Annotated in this window: 10 protein-coding genes; 4 read left to right on the top strand and 6 right to left on the bottom strand. The window is 70.7% G+C overall.

Annotated features, from left to right (window positions below; translation table 11 throughout):
• Positions 1 to 93: 93 nt before the first annotated feature.
• The 4 genes from IE239_RS23830 to IE239_RS23815 all read left to right on the top strand — a co-directional run bounded on the left by IE239_RS23830 (position 94) and on the right by IE239_RS23815 (position 4,712).
• Positions 94 to 525 carry a hypothetical protein gene (locus IE239_RS23830; RefSeq protein WP_229878267.1) on the top strand — a complete coding sequence of 144 codons (432 nt, stop codon included), beginning with the start codon at positions 94 to 96 and terminating at the stop codon, positions 523 to 525.
• Between the two features lie 104 nt (positions 526 to 629).
• Positions 630 to 1,274, top strand: a complete 645-nt coding sequence (locus IE239_RS23825) for an ABC transporter ATP-binding protein (protein ID WP_229878274.1) — start codon at positions 630 to 632, stop codon at positions 1,272 to 1,274.
• A gap of 512 nt (positions 1,275 to 1,786) precedes the next feature.
• Positions 1,787 to 3,574 carry an FtsX-like permease family protein gene (locus IE239_RS23820; protein WP_308435414.1) on the top strand — a complete coding sequence of 596 codons (1,788 nt, stop codon included), beginning with the start codon at positions 1,787 to 1,789 and terminating at the stop codon, positions 3,572 to 3,574.
• A 199-nt stretch (positions 3,575 to 3,773) separates the two neighbouring features.
• On the top strand, positions 3,774 to 4,712 hold the full coding sequence (locus IE239_RS23815; protein WP_190151420.1) for an oxidoreductase: 939 nt from the start codon (positions 3,774 to 3,776) through the stop codon (positions 4,710 to 4,712).
• Between the two features lie 36 nt (positions 4,713 to 4,748).
• Here IE239_RS23815 and nirD read toward each other — a convergent pair whose 3' ends face one another.
• The 6 genes from nirD to IE239_RS23785 all read right to left on the bottom strand — a co-directional run bounded on the left by nirD (position 4,749) and on the right by IE239_RS23785 (position 11,477).
• On the bottom strand, positions 4,749 to 5,108 hold the full coding sequence (gene nirD / locus IE239_RS23810) for a nitrite reductase small subunit NirD (protein ID WP_190151419.1): 360 nt from the start codon (positions 5,106 to 5,108) through the stop codon (positions 4,749 to 4,751).
• On the bottom strand, positions 5,105 to 7,708 hold the full coding sequence (nirB, locus tag IE239_RS23805; RefSeq protein ID WP_190151418.1) for a nitrite reductase large subunit NirB: 2,604 nt from the start codon (positions 7,706 to 7,708) through the stop codon (positions 5,105 to 5,107). The genes nirD and nirB overlap by 4 nt, the downstream gene beginning before the upstream one ends.
• The gene (locus IE239_RS23800) at positions 7,708 to 8,919 is read right to left on the bottom strand and encodes an NAD(P)/FAD-dependent oxidoreductase (protein ID WP_190151417.1); all 1,212 of its coding nucleotides are present in this window, start codon (positions 8,917 to 8,919) and stop codon (positions 7,708 to 7,710) included. Before IE239_RS23800 ends, nirB begins: the two co-directional genes overlap by 1 nt.
• A gap of 534 nt (positions 8,920 to 9,453) precedes the next feature.
• On the bottom strand, positions 9,454 to 10,077 hold the full coding sequence (locus IE239_RS23795; protein WP_190151416.1) for a class F sortase: 624 nt from the start codon (positions 10,075 to 10,077) through the stop codon (positions 9,454 to 9,456).
• Between the two features lie 142 nt (positions 10,078 to 10,219).
• On the bottom strand, positions 10,220 to 10,834 hold the full coding sequence (locus tag IE239_RS23790; RefSeq protein ID WP_229878266.1) for a hypothetical protein: 615 nt from the start codon (positions 10,832 to 10,834) through the stop codon (positions 10,220 to 10,222).
• A 211-nt stretch (positions 10,835 to 11,045) separates the two neighbouring features.
• On the bottom strand, positions 11,046 to 11,477 hold the full coding sequence (locus IE239_RS23785; RefSeq protein ID WP_229878265.1) for a gamma-glutamylcyclotransferase family protein: 432 nt from the start codon (positions 11,475 to 11,477) through the stop codon (positions 11,046 to 11,048).
• Positions 11,478 to 11,830 lie beyond the last annotated feature (353 nt).

Raw genomic sequence — 11,830 nt, 5'->3', positions numbered from 1 at the left:
TAGGGACTGCTAGATCGTTTCTGTGAACTTTCGCACCGCTACAGTCCGTTACTCATGGCGACGAAGTCGTCGCCATCGGTTACGGAGGTGTGCGTGAAGAAGGCAGTGCTCGGTCTGGCGGCGCTTGGCCTGGTGTTCAGTGGGGCGGTGGCGGCGTTTGCGGCTTCGCCGGCGAAGGGAAGCATCCCTCGGCTGCAATCCCCGGGAGTCGAATTCGCCGGTGGGCATTACAAACTCAACCGGCCCGGGGTCAATCACGGCGCCTTCGAGTGGTGGGGTCGGCTTTCGGACACCATCGTTACGGACCGCCATAACGTCTATGTTGAAGTGAAGGTGCAGGGGCACGACTGGGTGCGCTACTACGGAAAGCAGCGAAGTTCGGTTCAGCTGCACCGGTCGGAATGGAACGGTGCTCAGCGCTACATCGCCCTGGCGGAACTGCGAGCCTGTCGCGACAGAGGCAGCCTTCGGCCGGACAACTGCGCGCGACTCCAGACCTTTACGCATGACTGGGACCGGGGTTAGGTCTGTCACCTTCACGAGCCCAGGTGCACATGTCTGGGCTCGTGTACTGATCGGAGATCGAGATTAAGACGTCAGAAGTCCTTCTCGCCCGGGGTGTTGACCTCCTGTATGGCGAGACGCCAGCCGTCCGCGACGTAGAATTTTCGCTGGAGCGCGGACAAGTTGCTGCGATTACCGGGCAAAGCGGATCTGGAAAGTCGTCACTTCTCTACTGTCTGGCCGGCGTGCTTCCGGTGTCGTCTGGTGGCGTACATTTCGATGGACGTCCGCTTGGCGCTCTCAGCGACGATGAACTCAGCACGCTCCGGCGTGAACAGTTCGGCTTCGTGTTCCAGTACGGTGAGCTTCTTCCCGAGTTGACGGTAGAGGAAAACACTGCGCTGCCACTCTGGCTGGCAGGAAAACACAAGTCCGAAGCCCTCGCCGCAGCGGGCGAGATCCTGGGGCGGCTCGGCCTTGCGGAGCTACGCAAGCGGCGGCCGTCGCAGGTGTCGGGAGGGCAATTCCAGCGTGTCGCGGTCGCGAGGGCCCTGGTGCACCAACCTGCTGTCGTATTCGCAGACGAGCCCACGGGGTCTCTCGACAGCGGCAATGCCACGGCAGTCCTGGACGAGTTCCTTTTCCTGGCCCGCTCTCAAGGGACAGCTGTGGTGCTTGTTACTCATGACGTGCAAGTGGCCAACCGGGCCGACGACTGCTACTCCATGTGTGATGGTGTGCTCACATCCCAAGTGCGAGAAGCGTCATGAACGAACTCCTGCTGGGTCTCAAGCTGTTGCTCGGCAGCGGTCGGGGCAATCGGACTCGCTTCTTCCTCATGGTGGTAGGAAGTGGAATCGGCGTGTGCTGCTTGGCCGTTGTGCTCGCAATCCCCGGCATCCTCGCTGCTCAGGACGCCCGAATGGCGGCTCGTGAGCCGGACTGCTCCAATGGATCGGGGAGCTGCACTTCAACAGTCGCGGGATCCGTGGGCTTGGCTCTGAATCGGATTACGCCGTACGGGTCCGAACCTCTCACCCGGATCTTTTTGGCACAGTTGAATGACTCGGTTACACCGCCACCGGGACTTCCTGTATTTCCTGGTCCCGGTGAAGTGTTCGTTTCCCCCAGGCTTCACGAGTTGCTGCGAAGCGACCGCGGCCTCGCTCGGCTCATTCCGGGCCAGGAGATCGGTCTCATCTCGGCTCACGGGCTGGCCCACCCCGACGAGCTCTATGCGTACGTCGGTGTCAGACCTGCGGAGCTGAGGGGAGGCGGTCACATGTCTGGGTTCGGTTGGAAAGAGCCGCGATTTCCCACTGTGGAACCCTCCACACTCGACATCCTCCGCTTCACGCTTGCAGGCGTCGTCCTTCTTCCGTTGGCGGTGTTTCTGTCCGTGTGCGCCCGACTGTCCGCTGCCTCTCGCATGAGACGGTTGGCCGCGTTGCGGCTGCTCGGGTTGAGCAGAAAAGGCGTGCAGCGCGTCAACGCCGCCGAGACGGTCGCGGCCGCCCTGATGGGTGCAGTCGTCGGTCTCGGCGCCTACTGGGTCGTGAATCAGTCGGTTTCACGAGTGGGACTCCCCGGGTTCAAGTGGTACCCGGAAGACGGTTCGCTCTCCTTCAGGACTCTCCTCATCTGCCTGGTCGGCTGTCCGACGCTTGCCTGGTTCGTGGGGAGGGCCAGCGCGAGGAAGGCGGCCGCCAACCCCCTGGCGGTGCGACGCAGCGCCGTGGAGAAGGCGCCTCGCCTCTGGGGCCTGCTGCCGCTCGTTCCAGGGACCGGCATCGTCATCGCGTACTGCGTCGCGGGGGCCTCGGGGCACGTCCCCACGGACACCTCGTTCTCCGCGATCTTGATGCCACTCGCTGTCGTGCTGGTGGGCGCAGGTCTCGTGCTGTCCTTGCCGATCCTCTCGCGTCTTCTGGCCCGCAGGGTGGCGCGTGCCACGAGTTCGCTGTCCCTCGGTCTGGCGATGCGTCGTAACGAGATGGAACCCGGTGGAGCTCTTCGCGTCGCGACCGGACTGGTGCTGCTGGTCTACGCTGCCTCGCTCACTCAGGGCGTGCTCATCGAACTGGACCAGGTGTCCAAGAACACCGCGCCTGTTCAGCTGTACACGATGACCCTCGACGGTATGAGCCGTGAGAAGGAAGAAGCGGTCACCAAGGTTTCCGGGGTTCGAGGGCATGCCGTTCTCGCGGAATCGTGGACCGATCCTGAAGGCCAGGAACGGCCGCAGAGCATCAGGGCAGTGATCGCGACCTGCGACCAGCTGCGCAAGATGGCATCGGTGGTCAAGAACTGCGTGGAAGGACGCCCCGCGCGATTGATGATTCGGGAATTCGCCTATGACGAATTCAGCAGACCGGGAAAGAGCTACCCCTTTCGTTTGCGGAACTCGGAAGGGAAGAGCCGGTTCGTCGCTGTTCGGGTGCCTACCAGCACCATCCAGTACCATGACGACACACCCGCGCAGATTCCCGGCAGTGGAACGGTGCTGCTTCCGCCCTCAATGTTTCCAGCCGGATTCCGCCCGGTGGGGAGGGCTGCTCTCGCCCTCGTCAGCAGTTCCGCTCCCGAGGCCGTGCGCTCCGTGCTCGAAGGCATCGCGGGCGTCGATCCCACGATCGAGGTCGAAACGGACGGCCTCGATGCCACAGCGCTCCAGCAGATCACGGTCATCAAAACCCTTCTCGCCGTGGGCATGATCCTCGGGCTGATCATCGGCTTGGCCGCCTATCTCGTCGCCGCGACCGACCGCGCGGTGGAACGACGTCCGCAGGTCACCGCTCTCTCGTTGCTCGGGGCCAGGCCGCGGACGCTGCGGACCGTTCAAGTCGCGCAAGTCGTGCTGCCGTTGGTCGTCGGTCTTGTGCTCGCTGTGGTGACAGGGAAGATGGCCGAATCCAGTTACCTGGTCACCGGTGGCGGGGCCGTGTTCTGGGACGGGGACGGGCTCCCGCTGCTGCTGGTCAGTGCGGTTGGGGTTGTCGTCGTCGCTGCTCTTGGTTCTCTGCCGTTGATCGGGCGGCGGATCGACCCCGAGTTGATCCGCCGGGACTGAGCGGGTCCGGCGGATGTGGGGCGGGGTGCCGCCCTGTTCGGTGGGTGGGGCGGCCGAGGGCCTGCAGTCCCCGAAGCTCCCGAAACCCCCGCGGCCCGCGGTCGCTTTCGTGGGCCGGTGGTCCCGGGGGCCGGACCGGAGGGGGAGAGTCGTAGGGTGCCGGCAGAGTGTGGTGGGGCAGCGGCGGAAGGAGCGGGGCGTGGCCGGTTGGAGTGTGCGTGACATCCCTGATCAGAGCGGTCGCACCGCCGTGGTCACGGGGGCGAACAGCGGGCTCGGGTACGTCGTCTCCCGGGAGCTCGCCCGCAGGGGCGCGCGGGTCGTGCTCGCCTGCCGCAGCGAGGCCCGGGGGACGGAGGCCGTGCGGCGATTGCGGGGCGAAGTCGCCGGTTCCGAGGTCGAGTTGGGGCGGCTCGATCTCGGAGACCTCGCGTCCGTGCGGGAGTTCGCGGGCTCGCTGCCGTTCGAGCGGCTCGATCTGCTCGTCAACAACGCCGGTGTGATGGCCATGCCGTACGGCACGACCGCCGACGGGTTCGAGACGCAGTTCGGGGTGAACCACCTCGGACACTTCGCCCTCACCGGGCTCTTGCTGCCCGCGCTGCTCGAGGCCGTGGAGCGCCCGGCCGAGGCGCGGGTGGTGACCGTGTCCAGCATGGCCCACCTGCTCGGCAACATCGACCCGGGTGATCTCAACTCAGAGCACGGGTACCGGCGTTGGATCGCCTATGGCCGGTCCAAGACCGCCAACCTGCTCTTCACGCACGAACTCGCGCGCCGGTTCGCCGTGGCCGGGTCCGGGGTGGTCGCGGCGGCCGCGCACCCCGGGTACGCGGCGACCAACCTGCAGACCGCGGGCCCGCTCGCGGAGGGGCGCCGGGGCGCCGAGCGGCTGATGGCGCTCGGCAACCGGGTGATCGCCCAGCCCGCCGAGGCCGGGGCCCTGCCCACCCTGTATGCCGCGACCGCGCCCGGGGTCCGCCCGGACTCGTTCACCGGGCCGTCCCTCGCGATGTGGCGCGGGGCGCCCGCACCGTCGTGGCGGGCGCCCTGGACCCTCGACGACCGGGCGGGGCGACGGCTGTGGGCCGCCTCGGAGCAGCTGACCGGTGTGTTCTACGACGACCTGAAGGGCTGAGCGGCCCGGTTCTCCGGAAAGTCCCGGCCGGCGCCGTCAGGCGGCGCGTACCTCGTAGGTGGCGATCCGCACCGTCGCGTCGTCCAGGCACTCCCCGCTCACCAGGTCGAAACGCTGCTTGAGGAGCGGGGAGGCGACGAACGGGCGGCCCCGGTCGGTGCCGGTCAGGCCTCGGGAGAGGACCGCCGCGCCGCTGAACGGGTCACGGTTGTCGACGGCGTACAGGGAGCCGGAGCGGTCGCGGAAGAGGGCGACCTGGCGGCCGTCGGGCAGCAGTGCGGCCACGCCGCGGCCGGGGACGAGCCGGCTCAGGTCGCAGACCGTGAACCAGTCCGGTCCGCCCTCCTCCAGCTGGAGTTGGACCTTCAGGTCGGTGGTCTCGGGTGCCAGGGTCATCGCTGGGCGCTCCCTTCCAGGGGACGGTGGCCGATGGTCAGCAGCGGCAGGTCGGGCTTGATCTGCTCGCGCTCGGGGACGAAGCCGACGACGGGGTCGGGGGTGTCCGGGGCGTTGACGAAGGACACGAACCGGGCCAGCTTCTCGGGGTCGTTGATGGTGGTCGCCCACTCGTCGGCGTAGTGCGCCACGTGGGCCGTCATCAGGGACTCCAGCTCCTCGCAGATGCCGAGGGAGTCCTCCACGACCACGTCGCGCACGTGGTCCAGGCCGCCGGGGATGCGCTCCAGCCAGGTCGACGTGCGTTCCAGGCGGTCGGCGGTGCGGATGTAGAACATCAGGAAGCGGTCGATCAGGCGGATCAGTTCGGCGTCGGTGAGGTCCTGGGCCAGCAGGTCCGCGTGGCGCGGGGTCGCGCCGCCGTTGCCGCCGACGTAGAGGTTCCAGCCGTTGGCGGTGGCGATGACGCCGAAGTCCTTCGACTGGGCCTCCGCGCACTCGCGGGCGCAGCCGGAGACGGCGGACTTGAGCTTGTGCGGGGAGCGCAGGCCCCGGTAGCGCAGCTCCAGGTCGATCGCCATGCGGACGGAGTCCTGGACGCCGTAGCGGCACCAGGTCTGGCCGACGCAGGACTTCACGGTGCGCAGGGACTTGCCGTAGGCGTGCCCCGACTCGAAGCCGGCGTCCACCAACCGTGTCCAGATAAGCGGCAGTTGTTCCACCCGTGCACCGAACATGTCGATGCGCTGACCGCCGGTGATCTTCGTGTAGAGACCGAAGTCGCGGGCGATCTCGCCGATCACGATCAGCCCCTCGGGGGTGATCTCACCGCCGGGGATGCGCGGGACGACCGAGTAGGACCCGTTCTTCTGGAGGTTGGCGAGGAAGTGGTCGTTGGTCTCCTGAAGCGCGGCCTGCTCGCCGTCCAGGACGTAGCCGCTCGCGCCGATGGTCGGGGCGAGGGATGCGATGATCGAGCCGATCGCGGGCTTGCAGACGTCGCAGCCGTCGCCGCCGCGGGCGCCGTCGCGGCCATAGCGGTCCAGGAGGTCCTGGTAGGTGTTGATGCGCAGGGCGAGGACGATCTCGTACAGTTCCTCGCGGGTCTGCGCGAAGCAGCCGCACAGGCCCTTGTCGACCTCGACGCCGCTCGCCTCCAGCTCGGCGGTGACCAGCTGGCCGAGGACCTTGACGCAACTGCCGCAGCCGGTGCCGGCCTTGGTGCACTTCTTCACCTCGGGCACGGTGGTGCAGGAGTGCTCCGTCACCGCGGCGCGGATCGTGCCCTTCGACACGTTGTGGCAGGAGCAGACGATCGCCTCGTCCGGCAGCGCGGACGGGCCGAGCTGCACGGACTCTCCGGCGCCGGCCGGCAGCACCAGCGACTCGGGGGCCACGGGCGGGACGGACCCGGTGAAGGCGCGCAGCGTGCCGTACGCGTCGGCGTCGCCGACCAGGATGCCGCCGAGCAGCGTGCCGTCGCGGCCGATGACCAGCTTCTTGTAGAGGCCGGCCCGGGAGTCGGAGTAGACGACGTCCAGGCAGTCCTCGGCGGCGCCGTGCGCGTCGCCGAAGGACGCGACGTCCACGCCGAGCAGCTTCAGCTTGGTGGAGAGGTCGGCGCCGGTGAAGGACAGCTGCTCCGACTCGTCGGCGGCGATGGCCGCGGCGGCCGTCTCGGCCTGCTCGTAGCCGGGGGCGACCAGGCCGTACACCCGGCCGTCGGCGGCCAGCGCGCACTCGCCGACGGCGAACACGTGCGGGTCGGTGACCGTGCGGCACTGCTCGTCGACCGCGATGCCGCCGCGCTCGCCCACGGTCAGTCCGCAGTCGCGGGCGAGCTGGTCGCGGGGGCGGACGCCGGCGCTGAACACGACCAGGTCGGTGGCGAGTTCGGAGCCGTCGGACAGCCTCATGCCGGTGACCGCGCCGGACTCGTCGACCACGATCTCCTGCGTGCCCACGCCCGTGTGGACGGTCAGGCCCATGTCCTCGATCGTGCGCAGCAGGGCCGCGCCGCCGCCCGCGTCGACCTGGACGGGCATCAGCCGGGGCGCGAACTCCACGATGTGGGAGGTCAGCCCGAGGCCCTTCAGGGCGCCCGCGGCCTCCAGGCCGAGCAGGCCGCCGCCGACGACCGCGCCGGTCGTCGCCGTCGCGGCGTACTTCTCGATGGCCAGCAGGTCGTCGATCGTGCGGTAGACGAAACAGCCCTCGGCGTCCTTGTTCGGGACCGGCGGGACGAAGGGGAACGAACCGGTGGCGAGGACGAGGGTGTCGTACGCGAAGACCCGGCCGGAGCGGGCGACGACCTCCTTCGCCTCGCGGTCGACGGTCTCCGCCGGGTCGCCGACGTACAGCTCGATGCCGTGCGTCTCGATGAACGCCATGTCGGTCATCGACAGGTCCTCGGCCGTCCTGCCCGAGAAGTACGAGGTCAGCGCCACGCGGTCGTACGCGGGCCGCGGCTCCTCGCACAGCACGACCACGCGGTGCGTGGCGGTCAGGCCGCGCTCGGCGATCGCTTCGAGGAAGCGCTGGCCGACCATGCCGTGGCCGACGAGCACGATCGTGGGGGTGGCCCCCTCAGTGGCGGTCATCAGGTGCCTCCGTTGGTGAGCAGATGGAGCAGGGGGCCGCCGTCGGAGGGGAGCGGCTCTGCTCCCTCCCAGGCGCGCGCCAGCGCGCCGACGGTGCCGAGGTCGCCGACGAGGACCCCGCCGACCAGGCGGTCGTCGCGGACCACGACCTTGCGGTAGGTGCCGCGGGTGGCGTCGGAGAGCTGCACGACGTCGTCGCCGGGGCGGGGCTCGGTCTCGCCGAACGCGGCGAGGTCGAAGGCGCTGTTCCCGGCGAGGGTGAGCCGGGTGAGGGCGCGGGTGCCGGTGTAGCGGGAGTCCGGGTTCCCGGCCAGCGACTCGGCGAGCACGTCGGCCTGTTCCAGCGCCGGGGCTGCGAGACCGTACACGGTCCCGTCGTGCTGCGCGCAGTCGCCGATCGCCCGGATGTGCGGGTCGGACGTGCGCAGTGCGTCGTCGACGAGGACGCCCTTGTGGACGGCGATCCCGGCGGCCCTGGCGAGTCCGGCGCGCGGGGAGACCCCGCAGGCCAGCACCACCAGGTCGGCGTCGAGGGCGTAGCCGTCGGCCATCTCGACCGACCGGACGGCGCCGCCGAGGCAGCGCACGTCGCGCACCCGGCACTCGGTGTGCACCTCGACGCCGAGGTCCTTCAGATGCCGGTGCACCAGCCGGGAGGCGTCCGGGTCGAGCTGACGTTCCATCAGGCGCTCGGCCTGCTGGGCGAGGACGACCTGCGCGCCGCGCACGGCGAGCGCGCGGGCCGCGGAGACCCCGAGGAGGCCGCCGCCGACGACGACCGCCCGTACGCCCGGCCGTACCGCCTTCGACAGACCGAGGCAGTCGTCCATGGTGCGGAAGGCGTGGACGCCCTCCGGCAGGACGTGGTCGGGGGTGAAGAGGCCGCGCAGGGGCGGCAGGACCGGGTTGGAGCCGGTGGCCAGGACGAGCGTGCCGTAGGCGATCTCCGAGCCGTCCGCGCAGGCGAGGACCCGCCGGGCGCGGTCGATCCCGGTGACGCGGGCCCGTACCAGCCCGGCGGGCGCGGGCAGCGCGATCACCTCGGGCGAGTAGCGGCCCGCCAGCACCTCGGCGAGCAGGACCCGGTTGTAGGGCCGGTGCTCCTCGTCGCCGACGACCAGCGCGGGCATGCCCAGTTCGCCGAGCCGGCGGGCGAGTCGTACGCCCGCGAGGCCGGCGCCGAGCACCACCACACGCGAATTCGAGGTCATGCCAGGAGCGTGCGGTGCCGAGGTTACCCGGCCGCATCACCGTTGTTTCCCGCGAGGAACGCTGCCCTCAGCGGAGCGACGGCCCAGGTGTGAGGGTTCCCGCACCGCGTGAGCACCTCGGGTGCGTGGCCTGTGCACGCATCCGGCCGTGAGGTCCGGGACGGGTCCCGGGCCTGCCGGCACCGCCCTGACCGGGCGTGTTCCGTTCCGCGTCGCCGCGGCCGCGGCCGGCCGGACCGACGCCGTGGCGGGCGGGGACGGCTGCCGCCTCCCGTGGGGGAGCGGTCTTGCGCGGATCGTGCCACCGGCCGTCGCCCCGGCGCCGGTGGTGAGTCCGGCCGGCGGGCAGTGGGTGGCGGCGAGCTCGGCGTGCGGGCAGTGACGCAGGCGAATCCGGCGTGCAGCAGCGGGCGTCGGCGAGTCCGGCGTGCAGCGGCGGGCGTCGGCGAGTCCGGCGTGCAGCAGCGGGCGTCGACAAGTCCCGCGGGCGGGCGGTGGGTGGCGCACCGTGGGCCGGGTCGCCGCGCAGGGATCTCAGCGGCTGCCGGTGAGATGGGCGAACACGACGACGTTCCCCTGGTAGCCGGTCGACTTCGTGAAGCCGCCGCCGCAGGTGATCACCCGCAACTCGGGCCGGTCCGCCGCCCCGTACACCTTCGCGTCGGGGAAGTCGCGGGCCCGGTAGACCTCGACGGCGTCCACGGTGAACACGGCGACGCGTCCGTCGCGCCGGTCCACCTCGACGGTGCTGCCCTTGCGCAGGGCGCCCAGATCGTAGAAGACGGCGGGGCCGTCGGCGTTGTCCACATGGCCGGCGACGATCGCGGTGCCCGTCTCGCCGGGGGTCGCGCCGGCCTCGTACCAGCCGGCGAGGTTCTTCTTCTCGGCGGGCGGGACGTCGAGGCTGCCGGAGGCGGTGAGGGCGAGGCCCGTCAGGGGGGCGTCCACGTGGATCGAGGGAATGCGGACGCGGTCGGGAGCGGAGGGCGGCAGCGCCGGGACCGGCCGGCCGGTGCGCCGCGGGCCGTCGGAGCGGGCCTGGGCCGCGGACGGCTGCGGCGGGGCGTGCGTCTCGGCGCCGCTGTGCAGCAGCCATGCGCCGCAGCACAGGGAGACCGCGGTGACGGCCGCTATGGCGGTGTTGCCGGCCCCGCGCATGCCGTCTCCTCTCCGAGCGTCCGGGTGGCCGCGTCGATCTGCGTGTACGGGGACCCCGTGCCCCCCTCCGGGCCGCGAGGGGCGTCGGACCCGGAGGGGGAGGGGCGTGCGGTACCGGCTGACGGACAGCGGAGGGTGTCCGTCAGATCCCGTCGCCTCTCGCCCGGCGATGCAGGAGCCAGGTACCGCCCGCGGCGGCGACGGCGAGAGCCGCCACACCGGCCGCGGTCTGAACGGGGTCGGGGCCCAGGGCGCCGCCGACCCCCGTCTTGACACTTCCGCGCGGAGCCACCGGCTGCCCGTCCGGGGCCAGCACGACCACCAGGTCCCCGGCGATCCGCCGTCCGTCCCCGGCGCACTCCGCGACGATCTCGTAGGTCCCCGGCTGTGCGCTCGGCGGCACCCGGAACCGCCCGACGGCCTCGGCCCCGTGCGGGGTGGGCGCGAGCGTGAAGCGGCCGGCGCCCACCGCTCCGGCGTCGCCCGACGCCGGCCCGCCGTCCCCGCACGCCGCCGTGTTCACCGAGACCTGCCCGCCCGGCACGGCGGTGGAGGGGTACACCTCCAGCGTCGGGCCGGGGGAGGCGGCGCCGACGCCCGCGGCGTGGGCGGGCGCGGCGACTCCGGCTGCCGCGGTGGCGGCGAGCGCGGCGCCGGTCAGCGCACGGACGGTACGTCGGACGGCGCGGCGGGCGGTACGACGGACCGGGCGACGGGTGGTACGGCGGGCGGGGTGCCGGGCGGTACGTCGTCGCATCGGTGCTCCTCCGGGCTCTTCGAGAATCCCTGCCCTTCCGAGGTAAGACGCCGGACGTCGGGCGCGCTTGTTGATGGTGTGTCAGTAATGGGATGAATGGGTGTCAGATAACGGGAGTCGGGACGTCTCGTGGTGGTGTTTCTACAGGTCAGCGGTGCATTTGCGGTTCCATGCGGAAAAGTTTCCGCAGGGCGTGTGAACGGGTGACCGGTCACCGGCGGGCGAGCCAGTCCCCGCCCTCGACCGGCTTCCCGCGGGCGCGCAGACCGGCGGCGACGGCGGGTGCGGCGACGTACACCCAGGCGCGTACGGGGGCGGAGCCGCCGATGCGGACCACCTCGCGTGCCACGCGTTCGTAGAGATTGCGCGGGTCGCCCGGCGTGTACTCCTCCAGCCGGTCGAGCTCGGCGAGCAGCCGGGCGTACGCCTCGGGACGGGCCGTCACGAGTTCCCCGGCGACGGACGCTGCCGCCTCGCCCGGCCCCTCGACCGCGTAGGGGTATCCGGGTCCGTCGTACAGCAGCGCGCCCGTCAGGCGGGCCGGCTCCTCGCGGAGAGTGCGGCCGCGCAGGAGGAGGTCGTGGTTGACCTCGCCGGGGCGGAGCGTGCCGTAGACGAAGAAGGGGAGCTCGGGGGCGGTCACGGAAGCGATTCTCTCCCCTCGGCGTGTCTCACCGGTCAGTCGCCCGGCCCTTGCAGGCCCCCGTCGGTCCCCACGCATGCGCTATGGACATGACATGTCATGCCCACTTAAATGCCAGGACGACATCAGCGCCACCTCCACAGGCCGCTCACAGGCCACCCCCACGCGCGCCCCCCACGGCGCCTTCCCGAGGAGACCGAAGACACTGATGAGTCGGATACGGCAGCACGTCCGAGGTTCCCGTCTCGCCACCGCCGGCATCGCCGCCACCACGGCCACACTGCTGGCCGCCGTACTGTCCCCGGCCGCCGGCGCGGCCGGCAGACCCACCCGGGCGACCGCGCTCGACCACG

It is taken from the genome of Streptomyces humidus, from assembly GCF_014649655.1.
GTDB lineage: Bacteria > Actinomycetota > Actinomycetes > Streptomycetales > Streptomycetaceae > Streptomyces > Streptomyces humidus.
This window is presented reverse-complemented; position numbering and strand designations above follow the sequence as displayed.